The sequence below is a fragment of the Nocardia tengchongensis genome (genome assembly GCF_054781395.1).
The window spans coordinates 413,064-434,275 of record NZ_BAAGUM010000006.1; the positions used below are offsets into that span (position 1 = coordinate 413,064).

The 21,212-nt window shown below is 67.9% G+C and carries 18 protein-coding genes; 8 read left to right on the forward strand and 10 right to left on the reverse strand.

Annotation, left to right across the window (positions count from 1 at the left end; all coding sequences use genetic code 11):
• Window positions 1-52 precede the first annotated feature (52 nt).
• Window positions 53-1,000, forward strand: a complete 948-nt coding sequence (locus ACYVKL_RS13045; protein WP_379162687.1) for a serine hydrolase — start codon at window positions 53-55, stop codon at window positions 998-1,000.
• A gap of 9 nt (window positions 1,001-1,009) precedes the next feature.
• Here ACYVKL_RS13045 and ACYVKL_RS13050 read toward each other — a convergent pair whose 3' ends face one another.
• The gene (locus ACYVKL_RS13050; protein ID WP_379162690.1) at window positions 1,010-1,816 is read right to left on the reverse strand and encodes an SDR family oxidoreductase; all 807 of its coding nucleotides are present in this window, start codon (window positions 1,814-1,816) and stop codon (window positions 1,010-1,012) included.
• A gap of 118 nt (window positions 1,817-1,934) precedes the next feature.
• Window positions 1,935-2,720 (reverse strand): helix-turn-helix transcriptional regulator, encoded by a 786-nt coding sequence (locus ACYVKL_RS13055; RefSeq protein ID WP_379162693.1) that lies wholly within the window; start codon window positions 2,718-2,720, stop codon window positions 1,935-1,937.
• A gap of 110 nt (window positions 2,721-2,830) precedes the next feature.
• On the opposite strand from ACYVKL_RS13055, the gene ACYVKL_RS13060 reads away from it, so the two are divergent.
• The 6 genes from ACYVKL_RS13060 to ACYVKL_RS13085 all read left to right on the forward strand — a co-directional run bounded on the left by ACYVKL_RS13060 (window position 2,831) and on the right by ACYVKL_RS13085 (window position 10,788).
• Window positions 2,831-3,667 carry an SDR family NAD(P)-dependent oxidoreductase gene (locus ACYVKL_RS13060; RefSeq protein ID WP_379162696.1) on the forward strand — a complete coding sequence of 279 codons (837 nt, stop codon included), beginning with the start codon at window positions 2,831-2,833 and terminating at the stop codon, window positions 3,665-3,667.
• A gap of 351 nt (window positions 3,668-4,018) precedes the next feature.
• Window positions 4,019-5,674 carry an acyl-CoA synthetase gene (locus ACYVKL_RS13065; RefSeq protein ID WP_379165701.1) on the forward strand — a complete coding sequence of 552 codons (1,656 nt, stop codon included), beginning with the start codon at window positions 4,019-4,021 and terminating at the stop codon, window positions 5,672-5,674.
• A 204-nt stretch (window positions 5,675-5,878) separates the two neighbouring features.
• Window positions 5,879-7,534, forward strand: coding sequence for an acyl-CoA synthetase (locus tag ACYVKL_RS13070; RefSeq protein WP_379162699.1), 1,656 nt, complete (start codon window positions 5,879-5,881; stop codon window positions 7,532-7,534).
• Window positions 7,535-7,667: 133 nt separating this feature from the next.
• Window positions 7,668-8,243 carry a hypothetical protein gene (locus ACYVKL_RS13075; RefSeq protein ID WP_213559877.1) on the forward strand — a complete coding sequence of 192 codons (576 nt, stop codon included), beginning with the start codon at window positions 7,668-7,670 and terminating at the stop codon, window positions 8,241-8,243.
• Between the two features lie 219 nt (window positions 8,244-8,462).
• Window positions 8,463-9,935 carry a PepSY-associated TM helix domain-containing protein gene (locus tag ACYVKL_RS13080; protein ID WP_379162702.1) on the forward strand — a complete coding sequence of 491 codons (1,473 nt, stop codon included), beginning with the start codon at window positions 8,463-8,465 and terminating at the stop codon, window positions 9,933-9,935.
• A 133-nt stretch (window positions 9,936-10,068) separates the two neighbouring features.
• The gene (locus tag ACYVKL_RS13085; RefSeq protein WP_379162705.1) at window positions 10,069-10,788 is read left to right on the forward strand and encodes a DUF8020 domain-containing protein; all 720 of its coding nucleotides are present in this window, start codon (window positions 10,069-10,071) and stop codon (window positions 10,786-10,788) included.
• Between the two features lie 69 nt (window positions 10,789-10,857).
• Here the strand turns inward: ACYVKL_RS13085 and ACYVKL_RS13090 are convergent, their stop codons facing one another.
• Genes ACYVKL_RS13090 through ACYVKL_RS13105 form a run of 4 tightly spaced genes read right to left on the reverse strand, consistent with a single transcriptional unit; the run spans window position 10,858 to window position 15,425 of the window.
• On the reverse strand, window positions 10,858-11,808 hold the full coding sequence (locus tag ACYVKL_RS13090; protein WP_379162708.1) for an aldo/keto reductase: 951 nt from the start codon (window positions 11,806-11,808) through the stop codon (window positions 10,858-10,860).
• Between the two features lie 14 nt (window positions 11,809-11,822).
• On the reverse strand, window positions 11,823-13,172 hold the full coding sequence (locus ACYVKL_RS13095; RefSeq protein WP_379162714.1) for an NDP-hexose 2,3-dehydratase family protein: 1,350 nt from the start codon (window positions 13,170-13,172) through the stop codon (window positions 11,823-11,825).
• Between the two features lie 42 nt (window positions 13,173-13,214).
• On the reverse strand, window positions 13,215-14,300 hold the full coding sequence (locus ACYVKL_RS13100) for a cytochrome P450 (RefSeq protein WP_379162722.1): 1,086 nt from the start codon (window positions 14,298-14,300) through the stop codon (window positions 13,215-13,217).
• A gap of 15 nt (window positions 14,301-14,315) precedes the next feature.
• Complete coding sequence (locus ACYVKL_RS13105) at window positions 14,316-15,425, reverse strand: nucleotide disphospho-sugar-binding domain-containing protein (RefSeq protein ID WP_379162725.1); 1,110 nt, start codon at window positions 15,423-15,425, stop codon at window positions 14,316-14,318.
• A gap of 349 nt (window positions 15,426-15,774) precedes the next feature.
• Here ACYVKL_RS13105 and ACYVKL_RS13110 point away from each other — a divergent pair, with 349 nt between their 5' ends.
• Entirely contained in the window at window positions 15,775-17,004 is a 1,230-nt protein-coding gene (locus tag ACYVKL_RS13110; protein ID WP_379162728.1) for a phthiocerol/phthiodiolone dimycocerosyl transferase family protein, read from the forward strand.
• On the opposite strand, the gene ACYVKL_RS13115 is transcribed toward ACYVKL_RS13110, so the two are convergent.
• The 4 genes from ACYVKL_RS13115 to ACYVKL_RS13130 are packed head-to-tail and all read right to left on the reverse strand — an operon-like array spanning window position 16,978 to window position 21,204.
• Window positions 16,978-18,345, reverse strand: coding sequence for a cytochrome P450 (locus tag ACYVKL_RS13115; protein ID WP_379162731.1), 1,368 nt, complete (start codon window positions 18,343-18,345; stop codon window positions 16,978-16,980). The two genes, ACYVKL_RS13110 and ACYVKL_RS13115, sit on opposite strands and share 27 nt — an antisense overlap.
• The gene (ccrA, locus tag ACYVKL_RS13120; RefSeq protein ID WP_379162734.1) at window positions 18,332-19,687 is read right to left on the reverse strand and encodes a crotonyl-CoA carboxylase/reductase; all 1,356 of its coding nucleotides are present in this window, start codon (window positions 19,685-19,687) and stop codon (window positions 18,332-18,334) included. Before ccrA ends, ACYVKL_RS13115 begins: the two co-directional genes overlap by 14 nt.
• Before the next feature lie 30 nt (window positions 19,688-19,717).
• Entirely contained in the window at window positions 19,718-20,491 is a 774-nt protein-coding gene (locus ACYVKL_RS13125) for an enoyl-CoA hydratase/isomerase family protein (protein ID WP_379162737.1), read from the reverse strand.
• Complete coding sequence (locus ACYVKL_RS13130) at window positions 20,482-21,204, reverse strand: SDR family NAD(P)-dependent oxidoreductase (RefSeq protein ID WP_379162740.1); 723 nt, start codon at window positions 21,202-21,204, stop codon at window positions 20,482-20,484. The genes ACYVKL_RS13125 and ACYVKL_RS13130 overlap by 10 nt, the downstream gene beginning before the upstream one ends.
• Window positions 21,205-21,212: the final 8 nt, after the last annotated feature.

Here is a 21,212-nt window from a genome sequence, read left to right on the forward strand (position 1 = left end):
GAAATGTGATCTGCGCGGATAGGTTTCGGCGGTGCGTGGATTCAGTAGGCGAATGCTATTGGGGGCGGGGGCTCTAACGGCGGGAGCGTTGTTGCCGGCGGCGGTGGGCCGGGCCGGGGTGCCGGTGGTGGGGCCCGCGTTCGATGCGCAGTATCGGGCGATCACGAAGGTCGCCGGCGGGCGGTGGCATTGCCTGGTCAGTGATTTGGGGTCGGGGAAGCCGGTGCCGGTGGTGGCGGAGGATGCCGACTTCGTGATCGAGGGGGCCAGCGTGCAGAAGCTGGCGGTGATGACGGCGCTCATGAGTGAGGTCGACGCGGGGCGGGTGAAGTTATCGGATACGACGACGCTCGATGCCGACATCGTGGCCGAGGGCAGTGGGCTGTATTTGAATCAGGCGGCGTTCGGCGATCAACTGACCGTCGCGAATCTGCTGACCACGATGTTGCAGGTTTCCGACAACACCGCGGTGCGGTTGATATCGCGATTCGTGTCGGGCGAGCAGATCAACGACACACTGGATCGGCTGGGGTTCAAGCAGACCCGGGTGGTTCCGTTGCCCGGGGAGAACCGCTTCTATCTGGGCGTCACCACCCCTCGCGAGAACAATGACCTGTTGTTCCGGCTGGCTTCGGGGACGCTGCTGTCGAAGGAGTCGACGCAGGCGGTGCTGCGGATCATGACGTGGTCGGCGGTGGGTTACACGGACGGCGTCCGCCGGAACATGTCCTCGGACGAACGGGCCCGCTTCGCCACCAAACATGGTGCGTCCGAAGACAAGCGGCACGACACCGGCATCATGTTCGACGCGGCGGGAGCGCCGCTGGTGGTGTTCTCCTTCTTCACCGATCAGGCGCCGGACGCCGACAACTACGGCGCGACCAATCCGGTGGTGGAGGCGCACGCTACCCTGGGCCGATCTCTGCTCGACACCTACACGCATCTGTCGCCGTTGCAGTCGTTCATCGATCCGAAGAAGATCGCGGCGGGCGGACACTGAGCGGAATGCTCAGCCCGCCAGCATGTTTCGCATGACGGTGAAGACTTCCGAAGCCCCGCCGAGGGACCACCCGCCGTCGACGGGGATGATCGCGCCGTTGACGTAGGCGGCGTACGGCGAGGCCAGCCACAGGCAGCAGTCGGCGATCTCCTGGGCGGTGCCGTAGCGGCCCATGGGCACGGATCTGGCCACCAGGTCGGCCATTTGGGGCGTGGGAGCCAGGCGGGCCATGCCCTCGGTGTCCTCGATGGGGCCCGGCATCACGGCGTTGACCCGGATGCCGTGATGCCCCCATTCGAGCGCCGCGCATTTGGTGAGCATGTCCACGCCCGCCTTGGCCGCGCACGCGTGCGCCTGCATCGCCATGGGGATGGTCGATTGCGGGGCCGAGATGGTGATGACCGACGCGCCCGGCGTGCGGAGATGCTCGCGGCCGGCCCGCAGCACATTGAAGGTGCCCTTCAAGTCGATGTCCACGACCGCGGCGAACGCTCCCGCCGACATGGTGTCCGCGGCGGCCGGAAAGTTCCCCGCCGCGCCCGACACCAGCACGTCCAGTTCACCGATTTCGCCGCAGATGGCGCCGATCCCCTGCGCGACCGCCGCATAGTCGCGCACGTCGGCGTCGAAGCCCAGCACGGTGACCCCGCTCTCGCCGATCGAGTCCACCGCCGCGCGGACCTTGTCCGGTGAGCGCGACAGCACCCCCACCGACGCCCCCGCCTGCGCGAATGCCCTGGCCACGCCCAAATTGATGCCGCTGGTGCCACCGGCCACGAATACCGTCCGGCCGGAGTAGTCGAAGAGGTCGCTCATCACATGATTCTGCGGCGAGTCACCGTCCCCGGGGTCGGGTTCGAGCGGTTCGATGCGGGCTCGCGACCGGTTCGGGCCGTGTCGCCGACGCGAGGACCCGTCCGACTGTGGAGTCCGGTCAGGCGGCGGCGAAGCGGACGGCCAATTGGGTGCGGCTGGTGCAGGCGGTTTCGGCGAGCACCCGGCTGAGGTGCTTCTTCACGGTGTCCACACCGATGAACAGGCGTTCGGCGATCTGCCGGTTGGTCAGGCCGCGGGCGGCCAGGTCGGCGACCTCCCATTCGCGCGGGGTCAGCTGCCAGTTGGCGGTGGCGGCCCGGCGTTCGCGGTCCCGGGCGAGCTGATCGGCGACCAGGGGCGCGAGGTGACGGCGCAGCGCGTGCAGCAGGGCGATATCGCGTTCGGGCACACTCGGCGAGTCCGCGACCGCCATCCCGACACAGAGCACGCCGGCCGGCCCACCGTCCACCAGCATGGCTGCCTTGTCGGTAATGCCGTTGGGGTGCAGGAACTCTCGGCGGAACGCCTCGGATCCGGGTACCTCGCTGAGCCGGATCACGCCGCGTGTGCGCAGCAGCCCGGGCACCGCCTCGCTGCGCAGCGGATCCATCTCGGCCCAGCGTTCGGCGTAGTCGGCCATGAACTCCGAGGTGTATCCGCCTTGGACGCCGCAGCCCTCACCGATCGCCTCGGCCAGCGTATCCCCGTGCAGCACAGCGACTCCGATGAATCCGAACCAGCTCTGCAGCGCGACCACCAGCCGCTCCCGGAACTCGAGGAGGTCCGCGGCGCGATCCACGGTTTCGAGGACGCCGATCAGCCGCCGATGATCCTCGGCGCTCAGCGGTTTGCTGTCGGGCAGTGGCCGGGGGCGGCGATGCGGGTCGAGGAGGGCTCCAGTCACCCCATCCATCTTCCACCTTTGGGCCATACCGGGCGATGCCGCGCGCCGGAAGACTGTGGGGCAACCGCCCCGGTGAATCCGCCGGGGGCAGAGCGACGAAGGAAGCGACCATGAGTGCAGAGCCCACCCGCCGTTGGCTGATCACCGGCGCGAACAGTGGTTTCGGCGCGGCCATCACCGAGGCCGTGCTGGCCGCCGGGGACGAGGTGGTGGCCGCGGTGCGCCGGCCCGAGACGATGGCGGAAGTGGTTGCCGCACACCCGGATCAGGTGCAGGTGGTGACCTTGGACGTCCGGGACGCGGAGGCCGCCGAGCGGGCGGTGAAAGAGGCCGGGCGGATCGATGTGCTGGTGAACAATGCCGGGTACGGGATCGTCGGCGCGATCGAGGAGACCAGCGACGCCGATCTGCGAGATGCCATGGAGGTCATGTTCTTCGAGCCGCTGCGGCTGACCCGGCTGGTGCTGCCGCAGCTGCGGGAGCGTCGCGCGGGCGCGATCGTGCAGTTGACCAGCATGGGCGGGTTCATGTCGTTCGCGGGCGTGGGCGCCTACAGCGCGGCCAAGGGTGCGCTGGAGTTGGCCAGTGAGGCGCTCGCGGCGGAGGTGGATCCGCTGGGCATCCAGGTGCTGATCGTGGAACCCGGCGAGTTCCGGACCGGCTTCGCCAAGCCCGCGGCCCTCACTTTCGGCTCCGCCATCCCCGACTACGCGGAGACGGTCGGAGCGATCCGGGACGGCCTGCCCGCCTCCGATCAGCAGCAGTCCGGCGATCCGGCGAAGGCGGCGGCCGCGGTCCTCGCCACGGTCGGTCAGCCGGATGCTCCGCTGCGTCTGGCCTTGGGCGCGGACGCCGTGGGGGCCATCCGCAGCAAGCTGGCAACGGTCGCCGCCGAGCTCGACGCCACCGCGCATCTGGGTCTGACCACCGCCTTCGACGAGGCGTGAGGACCCCGTGACAGCGAACAGCCCGCCGGGATTCCGGCGGGCTGTTGTCATGCCTATCGGCTACAGAGCGGTGAGCGCGGCGCTGCCGGTCCCCATGGTGGTGATGATGTTGGCAAGCACAGCGAGCAGTTCCATTTGAATTCCTCATCCGGGTCGAGAGCAGAAACCCGCAGCCTGGGCGACCAGGGTGACGTTCGAGCGACGTCCGGGTTAACAGTCGGAGGCATTTCGCGGTTCATACCGATGCCTCATGTGACCGAAATTGTGTAACCGACGTCACATACCGCTGTTACGGTGGCGCTACCGCTGTCGGGTTCGGGCGGCGGGCGGCTCGTAGTGGAGGTGGTCCGCATGGTCTCGGTCTTGCATTCGGCGCGGCAGCGGGTGGCGCACACCGGTGAGGCGTTCCAGGGTCTCAAGCGATTGCGGGAGCTGGGACTCAGCGATCCGTCGGATCCGGTGGGGACGGTCCGATTGCTCAGGGACGCCAGGGTTTTCGGCCCACCGGCGACGGCGATCAGGCGAGCGGCGCGCATGTTCCCCGACCAGCCCGGGCTCGCGGACGAGCGGGGCGAGCTGACCTACCGGCAGCTGGAGGACCAGTCCAACGCGCTCGCGCGCGGGTTGCAGCGCAACGGCGTGAAGCCCGGCACCGTGGTGGGTGTGCTGGCCCGCGACCACCGGGGACTGATTCTGACCATGGCCGCGGTCGGCAAGCTGGGCGCCCGGCTGGCGTTGATGAACACCGGTTTCGCCAAACCGCAGTTCGCCCAGGTCTGTGAGCGCGAGAACGTGCGAGTCGTGTTGCACGACAGCGAATTCCTGGGACTGCTCGATGCCCTGCCCGAGGACCTGCCGCGCATTCTGACCTGGGTGGACGAGGGCGCCGAAATCCCTTCCGGCGCGAAGACTCTCGACGAGCTCGTCGAATCCAACGCGCCGACGCCGCTGCCCGCGCCGAAGAAGCCGGGCGGCTTCATCATCCTGACCTCCGGCACCACCGGTCTGCCCAAGGGTGCGCCGCGTGAGCGCACCGGACCGCTGTCGACGGTGCAGATGGTGGATCGCATCGACTTCCCGCAGCGGGGCACGATGGTCATCGTCTCCCCCATCTTCCATTCCACCGGCTTCGCGACCTGGCTGACCGGGTGCGCGTTCGGGAACAAGGTGGTGACCGCCCGCCGCTTCGACGCCGAGCGGACGCTGCGCCTGATCGCCGAGCACCGGGCCGACATGCTGGTGGCGGTGCCGACCATGCTGCATCGAATGGTGGAGCTGGACAAGGAGATTCGGCAGAAGTACGACACCTCGTCACTGAAGGGCATCGTGCTGGCGGGATCGGCGTTGTCGCCGGAGTTGTCGGTGCGCACCGCCGAGGTGTTCGGGCCGGTGCTCTACAACCTGTACGGCTCCACCGAATGCGCGATCGCCTCGGTCGCGCGGCCCGAGGATCTGACCATCGCTCCGGGCACCGCCGGGAAGGCTCCGCTGACCTGCGAGGTGGCCTTGTTCGACGACGACGGCCGCCGCGTTCTGGCCAAGAATGTCACCGGGCGGGTCTTCATCCGCTCGGGCTCGCCGTTCAAGGGCTACACCGACGGTCGCATGAAAGAGGTCATCGACGGCTACATGTCCAGCGGCGATGTCGGGCACTTCGACGATCGCGGGCTGCTGTTCATCGATGGCCGCGACGACGACATGATCGTGTCCGGCGGCGAGAACGTCTTCCCGCAGGAGGTGGAGAACCTGCTGCTGGAGCGTCCCGACATCTTCGATGCGGCCGTGGTCGGCGTCGACGATGTCGAGTACGGCAAACGGCTGCGCGCGTTCATCGTTCCCGAGCCCGGCGCGGAACTCGACGGCGAGGAGATCAAGGCGCACGTGAAGGCGAACCTGGCCCGCTACAAGGTGCCCCGGGATGTCTTCTTCCTCGAGGATCTGCCCCGCAACGCGACCGGCAAACTGTTGCGCCGCGTCCTGGTCGAATACGAGCCGCCCACAGCATGAACCGGGCCCGGACGATGGCCGCGACACGGTGGCAATCCTGGGATCCGCGCCACGAGCTGCGAGGTTTATTCGTAACCGTCGGTAACGGAGACCTCGGCCACATCGCCGCTGCCTGCGCTTGCTAGGGTTAGCACCGCACTGGATCTCGATGTTGTGGTCCGTCGGCGGACTCGTCCGGCAGGGGGACCGCGGAAGGTTGTACCCATGTCACTTCCATCGGCGGGCACGGTTCTACGCAAGGCCGGCGATACCGCACTCAGCGTCAACGCCATGGTCCGAGGGGGACTGTTCAGTCCGCTGCGCCCCGATCAGGCGGTGCGCTCGGCGATCAATGTCTTGAAGTTCGGTCCGTTCGCGGGCGCGGTCGTGCACGCGGCCAACACCAACCCCAAGTCCGCGGCCATCGTCGACGAGCGCGGCGAGCTCACCTTCGAGCAGCTCGACAAGCAGTCGACCGCGCTGGCCCGCGGCCTGGTCGCGCAGGGCCTGGGCCCCGGCGATGTGATCGGCGTGCTGGCCCGCGATCACCGCGGCATGGTGTTGAGCCTGGTCGCCGCCGGCAAGCTGGGCGTGCGCGCGGTGCTGATGAACACCGGTTTCGCCAAGCCGCAGTTCACCGATGTGGCGGTGCGCGAGAAGGTCAAGGCGGTGCTGCACGACAGCGAGTTCTTCGACCTGATGTCGGCGATTCCGGCCGATATCCCGCGCATCCTGACCTGGGTGGACGAGAAGGACAACGCCGACCCGTCGATTCCGACCATCGAGTCGGTTGCGGCCGGGCAGTCCACCGAGCCGCTGTCGCCGCCGGAGAAGCCGGGCGGCATGGTCATCCTGACCTCGGGCACCACCGGCACCCCCAAGGGCGCGCCACGCGACAAGGTGTCGCCGTTCATCACGGCCCAGTTCCTGGATCGAATCCCGTTGCCGCGCAACAGCACCGTGGTGATGGCCGCTCCGATCTTCCACGCCACCGGCCTGTCGCAGTTCACGCTGTCGATCGCGCTGGGCAACCGGGTGGTGTTCCAGCAGCGCCGGTTCGACCCGGAGACCACCCTCGCCAATATCGTGAAGTTCCGGGCGCAGGGCCTGACCGTGGTGCCGACCATGCTGCAGCGCATCCTGGACCTGCCGCCGGAGACCCTGGCCAAGTACGACCCGAAGCGGACGCTGCGCGTCATCTTCGCGGCCGGCTCGGCCATCCCGCCGGACGTGGTCACCCGCACCCTCGACTACTTCGGTGAGACCCTCTACAACGTGTACGGCTCCACCGAGTGCGCGGTCATGACCGTGGCCACCCCGAGCGAGCTGCGCAAGGCCCCGACCACCGCGGGCAAGGCCCCGGTCGGTATTCGCGTCGCGCTCTACGACGAGAACCGCAAGCGCATCTCCGCCCCGAACGTGACCGGCACGATCTTCATCGAGAACGGGCACTCGTTCAAGCAGTACACCGACGGCCGCACCAAGGAGTACGTGGACGGCCTGATGAACTCCGGCGATGTCGGCCACTTCGACACCGACGGGCTGCTGTTCATCGACGGCCGTGACGACGACATGATCATCTCCGGCGGTGAGAACGTCTTCCCACAGGAGGTCGAGAACCTGCTGTCGAACCGCCACGACATCCTCGAGGCCGCGGTGGTCGGCGTGGACGACCGGGACTTCGGAAAGCGGCTGCGCGCCATCGTGGTTCCCGGCCCCGACTCCAAGCGCGACGTGCAGGAGATCAAGGACTACGTGAAGGACAACCTGGCCCGGTACAAGGTGCCGCGCGAGGTCATCTTCCTCGACGAGCTGCCGCGCAACGCCACCGGCAAGCTGCTGCGCAAGCCGCTCATCGAGATGGACGTCACAGCGGACTAGGCTCTTCGCCGACCAGCAGCTTCCATACCCCGACCAGGGTGCAGAAGACCTTCATAGCCAGTTCCTTTCGTGCCCCGCTGCCCCGCAGCGGGGCACGAGCGTTTGAGCAAACAGCGATCGCTATTATCAGCGCGTGAGTTTCGAGTCCGGCCGCCCTACGGCGCAATTCCGCAGCGATGCTGCGGTATTGCGTGGTGGGGCGGCCGGTTCGGTTTCCGGGGCGCTCGCGATGGCCGCGCACGGCTGGATCTCGGGGGCCTCGCCCCTGGAATCGGGGCCGTTGACGCTGCTGGTCGCCGCCTCGGCCGCGGTCGGTGCGGCGGTGGCAAGCGTGCACGCGCTGCGCGCCACGGCGCTGGGCCTGGTGGTCGCGTTGACCGGCGGGCAGCTGCTCGGGCACTTCGCCATGATGTGGGGTTCGCCGGGCAGCATGCACCACATGCACCACAGCGCCTCGATGTGGAGTCCGGCCATGCTGGCCGCGCACATCGTGGCGGCGTGCGCGGCGGCCGTGGTCATTCTGGGCGCGGAGGCGGCCTATCGGATCGGCACCATGGTGCTGGCCCGGGTGCTGCCGCTGCCCATTGCACTGCCGGTGTTGTCGGGGCCGCCGCTGCTGCCCATCGCGCACCGGGATCTGGTCGTGCTGCGGATCTTCGCCGCAGACGTCTTCCGCACGCGCGGGCCGCCCGCGCTCGTTCGAGGCTGATTCCTTAACTTTCATCCGGGCACACGGGCTTTCGCGTCCGTGTGACTTCGCTGTACGCCCGCGACCGGTCGCGGTGGTGTCTGCGCGTCCCGGCCTCCCGTGACCGCTGCGCGCCCACGTGCGCGCCGTGAGGGGGTCATGGGTGCCGACCCAGCGCCATCCCGACGTGTCCCGTACCCGCGTTTGCCCGGGTGTTCCCTCGAACCCGAAAGACCATTGGTGACAATCACTGACAGCGGTGTCGAAACGGCACCGCCGCCCTCCCCTGTCCCGACGCCGGAACCGGCGTCCGGGAAGTCCACGAAACGTGGCGCGGGCAATGCCTTCCAGGCGCTCATGCTGCGGCTGCACTTCTACGCGGGTGTCTTCGTGGCGCCGTTCATCCTGATCGCGGCCGTGACCGGCGCGCTGTACGCGATCTCCCCGACGTTGGAGAACTTCACCTCCAGCGGTGTGCTGCACACCGATTCGACCGGTCCGGCCAAGCCGTTGAAGGAGCAGATCGCGGCCGCGCAGGCGGTCGAACCGACGCTGGCGCTGGTGGCCGTGGCTCCCGGCCAGAACGCCGGGGACACCACGCGAGTCATCTTCAGCGATCCGTCGCTGGGCGAGTCCGAGCGTCGCGCCGTGTTCGTCGATCCGGTCACCGCGCAGACGGTGGGTGACGACGTCGTCTACGGCAGCTCGGGCGCGCTGCCCTTGCGCACCTGGATCGACAAGCTGCACAAGGATCTGCATCTGGGCAAGGTCGGCCGCTTCTACAGCGAGATCGCGGCCTCCTGGATGTGGCTGGTCGCGCTGGCCGGGCTGGTGCTCTGGTACCGCCGGGTGCGGGCGCGCCGCGAGAAGCGTTCGGCCGGTTGGCTGGTGCGCCCGGATCGCTCGCGGCCCCGCGCACGCACGCTGAATTGGCATGCGGTGGTGGGTGTCTGGATCCTGCCGGTGATCCTGCTGCTCTCGGCCACCGGCATGACCTGGTCGAAGTACGCGGGCGAGAACGTGACCGAGCTGCGTAAGGCGATGAGCTGGCAGACCCCCGCGGTGAACGCGAAGCTGCCGGGCACGACCGGTCCGGCCATGACCGCCGGCGGCGAGCACGCGGGACACGGTGGCGCGCCCGCCGCCACTCCCCCGGCGGGCAAGGCCGCGCTGGCCGACACCGTGTACGGCGTCGCCCGCGCCAATGGGCTGACCGGGCCGCTGGAGATCAGCATTCCGGCCAAGGACGGCATGGCCTTCGTGGCGCAGGAGTTGCGTCGCCCGGGCCAGTACACCCGCGACGCCATCGCGGTCGACGGTGCGACCGGCAATGTCACCGCCAAGCTGCCCTACGCCGAGTGGCCGCTGATGGCCAAGCTCACCAACTGGGGCATCCAGTTCCACATGGGTCTGCTGTTCGGCCTGGTCAATCAGCTGTTGCTGCTGGCCGCCATGGTCGGGCTGGGCACGGTGGTGGTGCGCGGCTACCTGATGTGGTGGCGTCGCCGCCCGACCAAGGAGTCGAAGCTCGCGGTGGGCAAGGCCCCGCGCCGGGCGTTCGCGCAGGCCCCGCTGGTCGTGCTGCTGCCGTTGGCGGCGGGCGCCGCGCTGGTCGGCTGGTTCGCGCCGATGATCGGCCTCCCGCTGCTGGCGTTCCTGGTGATCGACGTGCTCGTGGGTGTGGGAGCCCGCGTGCGCGCCAAGACCGCTTAACCACCGAAAACCGCTGAGCGACACGGCCTCCGGGCCGTGCCGCCGGCCCACTGCACCCTTTCGCAGCTCGCAAGACGCGACCTGCGTCCTCTCGTGCGGCCTCTGACCCGCACCGACGAAAGATCGAAACCTGATGAAGCTCAACAAGTTCGCCGTGTCCGCCGCCCTCGTGACCACCGCCCTGGGCGTCACCGCCGGAACCGTGAACGCCGCGCCCGCCGCCGCGGACGCCATCAACTACACCGCCACCGCCGGTGACAAGGACGTGGTGATCCGCACCGACGCCGGTTCCCTGGGCGTCGAGAACGGCGTGTTCCGGATCAAGGCCGCCGACGGCACCACCGTCGCCGGCACCGAACTGTCGCTGCGCGTCGACGATTTCGTCTTCCCGATCGCCGCCGACATCCACGACCGCGTGGCCACCCTCACCCCCCAGCTCGACCTCGCCCACGCGTCGTACCAGCCGGTCGCCCTCCCGTTCGAGAACAGCGCCCCCTGGAAGACCGACTACGAGCGCGAGCAGGCCGCCTGGAGCCGCATGACCAGCACCTTGTCCATGGGCGCCACCATCGGCACCCTGACCGGCGGCCTGGGCGGCGCCGCACTGGGCTGCCTGATCGGCGGCGTCGCCGGCGCGAGCCTGGTCACCCTCGGCTCCGCCGGCCTGCTCGCCGCCCTGTTCGTCCCCCTCCTGGGCGCGGCCGGCACCGGCTGCCTGATCGGCGCCAGCGCCGTCGGCTTCCTCGGCACCATCGCCGGCCAGGTGCTCGTCACCGCCCCCGTCGCCGTCGCCGCCGCGGTCCAGTACTTCACCACCATCACCCAGCCGTCGGTCGCGCCGGCCCCGAAGTAGCCCGAAAACCCGCTGCCGCCTTCCGATCTCACTTTCGCGATCGGAAGGCGGCAGCGCCCAGGCGGCCGGTCAGTGGCTGTCGAAGATCTCGCTGATCTCGCGCATGAGGTCGGCGGGTAGGTCGAGATGCAGTGCCCGAGTTGCGTCCTCGAGATGGTCGAGGGTCCGGGGGCCGATAGCGGCGGCGGTTACGCCCGGGCGGGTCAATACCCAGTGGAGTGCGACATCGGCGGGCGGGATTCCCAATTCGCCGCAGCGCCGTTCGAATTCGTGCACGGCCTTGCGGACTTTCGGGAGAGTCTCCATGGCCCGACCTTGTGCGCTCTTGACCGCGGTGCCTTGGGAGAGCTTGCGCAACGCGCCGCTGAGCAGGCCTCCGTGGAGGGGCGACCAGGCGACAACCCCGACTCCGTATGCATTCGCCGCGGGTAGCAGTTCAGCCTCGATGTGCCGGGTGACCAGGTTGTATGAACATTGTTCGGACACGATGCCGAGGTAGCTGCGTCTGATGGCCGCCTCTTGTGCCGCCGCGAGGTTCCAGGCCGGGAAGTTGGAGGAACCCACGTAGCGGATCTTGCCTTGGCTGGTCAGGACTTCCATCGCTTGCCAGACTTCATCCCAGGTCGCGGACGGGTCGACGTGGTGCATCTGATAGAGGTCGATCCAGTCGGTGCGGAGTCGGCGCAGGCTCTGCTCGCAGGAGCTGATGATATTGCGAGCTGACAATCCCCGGTCGTTGGGCCAGTCGCTCATCGGATTGAATACCTTGGTGCCCAACACCATTCGGTCGCGCCGCTGGTCACCGAGGTGGAACCACTCGCCGAGCAGCTCTTCGGTGAAGCCGCGATGGACCTGCCAGCCGTAGTCGTTGGCGGTGTCCAGGAAATTGATTCCGCGGTCCAAGGCCGTATCCATGATGCGGAAGCTGTCGGATTTGGTCGTGCGCACGCCGAAGTTCAGTGTGCCCAAGCAGAGTCGGCTGACAACTTGGGCACTACGGCCCAGGTTTACGTACTCCATGGTCGGAACAGTTCCTATCGAAACGAGGCGGTGGCGAGTTCTGACACGTCGTAGGGCAGGCTCGTCATGCAACTGGCCAGGCATCGTGCGGCGATGTTCACCAGGTTGCCGAATCGGTCCAATGTTCCGAGCTGTTCGAGTGTGATCCAGCAATAGTCCGACGGCACTTCGAGCGGGAAGTCCTCGCCCACATCGACGACCATGTACCGATTCTCCGCGTGGAAGAAGCGTCCGCCCTCCTCCGAATGGACGGCATCGAACAGGATGTCGCTTTCGTGCACGCCTTGGAGGATGTCGAGGAACCGGGGGCGGCGGTCGTCCGGAACGTGAGAATAGTTGGCAGGATTGCAGGAGATGGTCGGGCCGATCTCGACGATGTCTCGCGTCCCCGCATCGGTGCGAGCATGGACGAGCACATGGAACACGCTTCGGATGGTGCGGCCCAAGAAGACGATCAAGCCTCGGTCTACCGGTTCGAGTATCGGCTGGGACCAAGTCGCGACCTCCCTCCCCGCCGCCTCGACATCCACACCGAACACCGAGAAGTAGCGCCCGTCCCGATGCGTCAGGGTGCCATCCGCGATGCCCCAATCCGGAACATCGCCGAGGGGAATCAACCGCTGCGACAGACTGAATTCCGACTTGGCGTCACAGAACCAGCTCAATACCTGTTCGAAGGGGTGGACCGCCGGCCCGCGAAAGGGTGTGCGCGACGAGATCGATCCGGGGAAGGCGTGGAAGACTCCACAGAGGACGGCTCTCGAATCCATGTTCACCAGATTCGGGGTGAGCAACAGTTCTGCGATCAGATCCGTACTCAGCCAACAATATCCGTCGCGCCCCGCGGGCGCGGACTCGACCTCGATCACGATATTGCGGTTCCGCTTCTTCAGGAACCAAGACCCCTGCTCCGACTGCAAGGCGTCGAAGATCACGCGACCGCGACGGGGCGCCCGGAAGTGGTCGAGGTAGGGCACATCGAGTCCGCCGTGCACGCCGGTGTAGTTGCTGCGGGTGGCCTGCACGGTCGGAGAGAGCTGAAGGTGATTGATGTTTCCGGGCTCCATCTTGGCCTGCATCAAGCAATAGACTCGCCGGCCAACGACCCGGATCAGCATGCCGAGTATTCCGATTTCGGGCTGCACGATAATCGGCTGGCGCCACGAGGATTGGTCGCGGTGGTTGGTCTCCACGTGCACGCCCTGGACCGAGAAGAACCTCCCGCTCAGGTGTCGAACGTTGGCGGTGCCGTCCTCCACGATCCAGCCGGCCGTGTCGGCGAGCGGGACGCGACGCACCGAAAACCTGTGCGCGGCTTGCTGTATGGAGAACCAATCATTGAAGTCGGACAGGTTGTCGATCATCGGTTGCGGATGTCCTTCATGGCCGCGATCGCGCCGCGATACTCACCAGGTCACGGGGAGTTCGACCAACGCGCCCGGCACCACGTCGTCCTGGCGGCGCAGATCGGCCACCGGAACGGCCCGGCGCATATCGGGGAATCGGGAGATCAACTGGGTGAAGAGTTCCTGCAGCTCGATCCGCGCCAGTGGGGCGCCGATGCAGTAGCGCAGGCCGTGGCCGAACGTGAGGTGCGCCGACGACTGCCGAGTCATGTCGAATCGTTCCGGCTCGGGAAACACCTCCGGGTCCAGATTGGCGGTGTTGACGTCGAGGAGGACGAGATCGCCCTGGCAGACGGTGGCGCCGTCGACGTCCATGTCGGTGCGCGCGTAGCGGACCAGCCCGGCGTCCGGCTGCCCGGGCGCCCGCAGGAACTCTTCTACCGCGCCGGGCACCAGGGTGGGCTCGGCGACCAGCCGGCTCCACCGGTCGGGGGTTTCGAGGAGCGTCGAGACCCCCACGCTGATCGCATTGACCATCGTCTCGCGGCCGGCGAAAAGCGTTGCCATCGACAGCGCCGCGGCCTCGAAGGCGTGCACGCCCTCGGTTGTCGCGATCCGGGAGAGGACGTCGTCGGTGGGGTTCGCCTGTCTCTCGGTGGCGAGTTGGGAGAGGTAGGTGAACAGCGCGGCCTGCCCTTGCGCGGCCCGTTCGCCATCGCCGGCGTCCCACGCTTGCTGTATCCACGCCCCGAATTGCTCACGATCTTCGCCGGGCACGCCCAGCAGTTCGCAGAGGACGAGGACCGGCAGCGGAACAGCCACCGCCGCAATCAGATCCACCGGCATCGGCCGATCCGTGAGCGTGTCGAGCAGTTCGGACGTGAGCGCGCTGACGCGCGGGCGCAGCTTGCCCATGGTCCGGGCGGAGAACTGGGGCTGCAGTATCGACCGCATCCGGGCGTGGTCGGACACTTCGGTCTCGAAGTTGCCCATCGGCCCGAACAGGGCGGCATCGTTGACCCGCGCCGCGGTCTCCGGATTCGGATGCGATCGGCCCAGCCGCTCGTCGCAGAGCAGGTTGCGGATCTCGGCGTGACCGGTGGCGACCCACATGGGGTCGCCCGTGGCGGTCTGATTCTTGTGCATGTCTACCTTCGATCTTCAGCGCTGGACGACGAATTCGTGCAACCGTGCCGCCACCGTGCCGGGGGTGGGCAGGCCGGCGATCTCATCGCGTATCCGGCCCGCCTCGTGCCGGATCTTGTCGTCGGTGAGGACCCGTTCGATGAGCGCGGCGTCCAGCTCGTCCTCTTCCACCGATACGCCCGCGCCGGAATCGTGCATGGCGATCGCGTTGATGTATCGGTCGGCTCCGCTGGGCAACGCGATCTGCGACACGCCCATGGCCAGCGCGGTCAAGGTGGAGCCCGCGCCACCGTGATGAATGAGCAGGGGGCTGTGCTGCAACAGTGCGTCGAGCGGGATCCAGTCCACGACACGGACATTCGACGGCATTGCGCCCAGACCACTGGTGTCGGCGCTGCCGAGCGCCAGGATGAAGTCGGCGTCGATCTCGGGTGCGGCGGCGAGCAGTCGTTCGACGGGTCCGAGCCCGCTCATGATCGGTGCGATCGTCCCCAGGGTGACGACGATCTGCCGGCGTTCCGGCGTGCGGCGCGCCCAGTCCGGCAGCACGCCGCCGGCGTTGTAGGGCACGAATCGCATAGACCAACCGGTCGGCTGCTCGTGCAGCATGCTCGGCGGAGCGATGTCGATGTACCCGGTCCGCTCGGGCAGTTCGGCGCCGTGCTGCTGGAACTGCGCCGCGAGGTACTCGCGCCACCGCGGTGCGAGTCCCCCGCCGCGCGCGAACCCGAATCCATGGGCGAACAGCGGGATTCCGAGCTTGCCCGCCACCACGTGTCCCGCACCGAGAATCATGGACTCCACCACGACGTCGGGCTTCCACTGTTCGGCGAGTGCCACGGCCCCGTCGGTCAGCATCATGGACACCAGCGCCAGCCTCGACAGGACGACGGGATCACGGAGGTCGGTGACCTTCATTCCCGCCTCCATCTCCTTGGCGAGCTCCGGATTGTCACGCAGCACTTGGCCGTACAACACCTTGATGTCGAAGCCCGGCACCAGATCGACCACCGGCAGGCCGGCGTCCTTCGCGGCCAGCGCGTCTCCGGCCGTCGCGACGAGAACTTCGTGCCCGGCCGCGCGCAGCGCCCACGCCAGCGGAATCATCGGAAAGACATGCCCCATTCCTGGAGCGGAAATGAACAATACACGCATGAATAAACTGCACCCCACCTAGAACGTGTTTCAACTCCCGCGCCGAGCCTAGCGCCGGAACCCAAGCGGCACAAGGCCCTTGATCCTCCCGAATAGCCATGCCACGATTGCGCGGCAAACCGCGCTCCCTTCGATTCCATACGGCGCTGGAGGGCGCATGACGACGTGAACCGGGGGAATCGTGGCCACGATTACTGATCATTCGAACGATAATTTGCTTGAAGTTCGCCGACCGCTGAGCAATTCGGAACGATGGTTCTGGATAGCCGATCAGATCTCGACGATGAACGGTTGCGCGTGGATCCGGATCGACGGCCGGATGACCACGGCCCAACTGACACAGGCCGCGGCCCGCATCGTCGCCGAGCATCCGCTGTTGCGGGTGCGCATCGAGGCCCGGCCGGACGGCACCCGGCCCCGCTTCGTCGCGGCGACCGATCCCCGGGTGGGTGTCCGCACGGTGCGCGCGGCGGCGGGCGACGAGACGACCGCCGCCGCCGAGGTCGATGCCGTGGAACTGCGTGAACCCCTGGACTGGCGGACCGGTCCGCTGGTCCGGCTGGTGGACATCGTGCACGGGGAAGGCACCGCCGACGAATCGCACGAACTGATCCTGACCATCGCGCACGTGATCGCCGATGCGCTGTCGATGGTTTCGCTGCTGGGCCAGGTGGTCCGCTACGCCGCCGAGCAGGCGGCGGATCCGGCGACGATCCGGTCCCGGCCGCCGCTGCGCCCGGCGGACGAACTGATCCCGCGCGGTTCCCGCAGCCTGACCCGGGCCGTGCTCGCCCTGATCCTGGACCAGGCGGTGTCCGTGCTGAGCCGACCGGTCCTACTGCCGCCGGAAGCCGAAGTGCCACCGGCCCAACGGCGCAGCCGACTCATTTGCCGAGAATTTTCCACAAAGGAATCTTCCGAATTGATCGCGCTCTGCAAGAGCCGGGGCGTCACCGTACATGGAGCATTGACGGCAGCCATGGCCACGGCCGTCGCTCACGAAATCACGCCGAATAGTTCCCGGCGTGTGCCGATCGGATCACCGGTGAATTGTCGAGGTGAACTCGAGCCGCCGATCGGTCTCGAAGAATTGGGTCCTTATGCCTCCAGTGTTTCGGGTTACCTACTCGCGGGACCGAATATCGATCTGTGGACCACCGCGCGCAGATCCAATCGGATCGTGCGGCAGCGACTCCGGCTTCGTCAGCATCTCTCGGGACTCGCGTCGTGGCGGCTGGTCACCCCGAAGTCGGTTGCGAAGAGCGGATTCATCGTGGATCTGGTGAATCAGCGGGCGGCCCGGACCGTGCTGGTCAGCAATATCGGGCTGTCGGCCTTCCCGGACCGGGCCGGGGACTGGCGGCTGTCCGGGCTGCAGGGAGCGGTCGGCGTTTCCTGTGTCTCCTATATGGTGGCCGGCGCCGTCACCAGCGGCGGCGTGCTGCGATGGAACTTCACTTTCGCCGAAGGCGTGCTGTCAGCGGCACGGGCGCACCGCATCGCTGACCACGCCGTCGAAGTACTACGCGCCCAACTGGTTTCGCACTGAGGATCGGGCACGCGGTTCGGGGATCAGGTGTAGCGCGTGCGGCCGCAAGGTCGCCCGGAACACCCCTCGAACCGGCCGGTCGGTGGTAGGCCGCAAGCGCCAACGCGCCACGATGCTCGCCAGGGCCATGGTCCCCTCGGTGAGCGCGAAGTACTCGCCGACACACTTGCGCGGCCCGCCGCCGAACGGCACATACGCGCCGCGCGGCAGGGTCTTTCGCATATCGCCGGCCCACCGACCCGGATCGAATCGTTCCGGATCGGGGTACAGGTCCGGACGGTAGTGAATGGCGTGCGGACTCCACAGCACGGTATCGCCGGTCGCGACGGGAGCTCCGCCGAGTTCGGCATCGATGGAGACCCGGCGCAGGAACAGGAAGGCGGGCGAGTGCAGCCGCAGCGTCTCGGCGATGACCTGCCCGGTGTACTCGAGCCGGTCCAGGTCGTCGAAGGTCGCGACGCGACCGTCCAGGACCGCGTCGACCTCCGCGTGCAGCCGGCGTTCGACCTCGGGGTGCCGGGACAACCTGTGCAGCGCCCAGGCCATGGTGTTGGCCAAGGTCTCGGTGCCCGCCATGGTGAAGGTCAGGACCTGGTCGCAGACCTCCTCGTCGGAGAGCCTGCCGTCGGCCGCGTCGCCGGCCATCAGCAGCATCGACAGCAGGTCGCCGCGGTCGCCACCCGCGCGCCGGTAGTCCGATACCAGCCGTAAGGTGCCCTGCCGCAGTCGATCCCGTGCGGCGAGAAAGCCGCGGATCCCGACGATCGGAAGATGTTCCAGCCGCGGCGGGGTCATGGCGCTGCGAGTCAGCCCGTCGAGGACGGTCTGGATGTCGGTGACCACCCGGGCCAGTTCGCTCGCGTCCATTTCGGTCGAGAACAGCGTGCGTGCGACCACGGCACAGGTGAGCCGGTTCAGCTCGGCGATGACGTCCATGGGCTGCCCGGCACGCCAGGCGGCGGTGTGCTCCGCGATCTGATTACTGGCGATGGCCGCGTATCCCGGCATCCGTGTCTTGTGGAAAGCCGGTTGCACGAGTCGGCGCTGCCGCCGGTGCTCGGCGTGCGGACACGTGGCGACGCCGTTGCCGACGACGTCGCGCGCCCGCTGGAACAACGGCCCGGTGCGGTCGAAGATCTTGTCCCGGACCAGCATTTCCTCCAGCAGCGCCGGGTGGCAGACGACGAGTACCCGCATCGGGCCCATCTTGATGCGGACCAGATCACCGTGGCGGGACAGCGAGGCCAGGAACCGCGCCGGATCGCGTTGGAATGCTCCGGCGTGGCCGAGTAGCGGCAACGCCCCCGGCGCGGTGACAACCGCGTGGTCATGCTCGGTCATCGCGTCCTCCCGCGCTGTGCCACAACGCCATTCGTTCCTCCCCGTGTCGTTGTCTCGCCTCGGGATCGGTGATGCCGAGGCCGGTCCGCGGAGCCAGGCACAGCACCCCGATCTTGCCGAGGTGTTCGTTGCGCTGCACCAGGCGCGCGGCCGCACCGACCTCGGCCAGGGGGTACGTCCGCGACAGCACCGGCGTCAGTCTCCCCAGATCGAAGAGCCGGTTGCATTCCCACTGCTCCTGCAGGTTGGCGACGTGGCTGCCGATGATCTTCTTGAGATTCATCCACAAGTAGCGGTTGTCGAAGTAATGCCGGTAGCCGGTGCTGGAGCCACAGGTCACCACCGTGCCGCCGCGGCGCACGACGAACACCGAGGTTCCGAAGGTCTCCTGACCGACGTAGTCGAAGGCCACGTGCGGATCCTCGCCCACCTCGGCACGAATGATCTTGCCGAGCCGTTTGCCGACCGCGACCGCCCGCTCCACCGGATCCTGGTCGTCGTCCGGGATTCCGAACAGCTGCCGGTTGACGACCACGTCGCAACCCATCCGCCGGGCCAGCTCGACCTTCTGCTCGGACCCCACGATGCCGACCGGAATGCCGCCGCCGTTCTTCACCAGCTGGACCGCGAATGCTCCCAGACCGCCGGTGGCGCCCCAGATCAGCACGATGTCACCCTGCTTGATACGGGCGCCGTGCGCACCGACCAGCATGCGATAGGCGGTGCCCGCGCACAGCGTGAAGCTCGCCGCCTCTTCCCAGCTCAGATGCGCCGGCTTGGGCAGCAACTGGGAGACGCGGACGATCGAATAGTGCGCCAGCCCACCGAAATTCGTCTCGTATCCCCAGGCCCGCTGGCGTTCGCCGAGCATGCCGTCGCCGTGCGTCGCCGGTTCCTGGTCATCCACGTAGGCCGGGCTGATCACCACGTGATCGCCTGGCCGCCAATGCCTTACCCCGGCCCCGGTCCGCACCACGACCCCGGAGCCGTCGGAGCCGATCACCTGATGATCGAGATTGTGGCGACCGGCATGGCCGCCTTCCCGCGCGAAGCGACCCAGCAGGTCGAAGGTGGAGACCGGCTCGAACATGGCCGACCACACGGTGTTGTAGTTGATGGAGCTGGCCATCACGGCGACCAGCACCTCGTCCGGCGCGAGTTCCGGCATGGGGACCCGGCCGAGCCGGATCGACCGGCGCACATCGCGATCGGCCGTGCCGTCGAACAGCGCCCGGTCGCCCCGGTGCAGGTGCGCGGCGAAGTAGTCGGCGGGAACGGGTTCGGCCAGCAGCTCTTCGGTGGATGCCCCACTCAGCGCCGCCGCGGCGAGGGAATCGATCATGACCGCACCTCCCGTCCGACGCCCAGGCGCTTACCGGCCCAGGAAGTTCGGCGCACGTTTCGCGACGAAGGCATCGATCCCCCTCTCACGGTCGGCGGTTCCGAATACTTCGATCAGCGCCGCCGTCTCGTATGCGAGTCCGGCGTCCGAGGACTCGGCCAGGAAGTCGATCGAGCGTTTCGCGGCGGCCAGCGCCCGCGCGGGTCCCACGGCCAGGCGGGCCAGCCAGTCGTGGGCGGCCGTGACCGGGTTGTCGGACACCTCATCGACCAGACCGATCCGCAGCGCCGCCTCGGCATCGAGGATGGTGGCGTTGAAGATGAGGTCCTTGGCCAGCGAATGGCCGACCAGTCGTGCCAGCCGCCGGGTACCGCCACCGCCCGGGATCACCCCGACGGCGACCTCGGGTAATCCGATCGACAGCCGCGCCGACGCGAAACGCCGGTCCGCGCACAGCGCGATCTCGCAGCCGCCGCCCAGCGTGACGCCGTCGAGGGCCACCGCGACCGGCTTCGCGATCGCCGCCAGCCGGGCCAGCGCCGTCTGCATGCGTGGCGCCCGCAGCGCCATCTCGGCCTGGTCCACCGCGCGGAGCTCCTTCAGATCGGCTCCGGCACTGAAGTTCTCGTTCGCCCCGGTGATCAGCACCGCCCGGATGTCGCCGCGCCGCGCGATCTCGTCCGCGAGCTCGCACAGCCGATCCTGGGCCGCGAAGTTCAACGCGTTGACCGGCGGCCGATCCAGCGTGACGTGGCCGATGCCGCCGAATACGGTCAGCCGCACCGCTTCCCGCTTCACGTCCATCGCAGTCCCCCGTCGACGGCGAGCACATGGCCGTTGATGTATCCCGCGCCGGCGGCCAAATAGACTGCCGCGGCGCCGATCTCGGTCAGATTGGCGGGACGTCCCGAGATCAGGCGTGAGCGATAGGACTCCCACGCGGCCTGGTTCTGCTCCTGGAACTCGTCGGTCATTCCGCCGTCGACGATGCCCGGGGCAAGACAGTTGACGGTGATCCGGCGAGCGCCCAGCTCATCGGCACAGACCTTGGTGAACATCTCCACGGCTGCTTTGGTGGAGCAATAGGCCGCGGCGCCGACCGCCGGACGGCTGCCCAGGGCCGAGGACACGGTGATCACCGTGCCCTCGGTCGGCGTCAGGTGCGGCACGGCCGCCTGCACGGTGTGGAAGACACCGTTCAGATTGACCTCGACGACCCTGGCCCAGTCCGCGGGCGCCAGCCGGGTCACCCGGCCGTCGATGCTGATGCCGGCGTTGGCGACCACGACGTCGATCCCATCGAGGCGCTCGGCGACAGCCCCCATCATCTCGGTGACCGAGTCGGGGTCGGTCACGTCCACAGGGTGGTATCGCAATTCCTCCGGCCAGTCCGGGTCGGAGCGCGGATCGCGGCGCGCGGCGCACACCACCTCGGCGCCTTCCGCGGCGAACGCTTCGGCGATGCCGCGACCCAACCCGGCTGTGCCGCCGGTGATCACGGCGGTTTTGCCCGTCATCCGGCCGG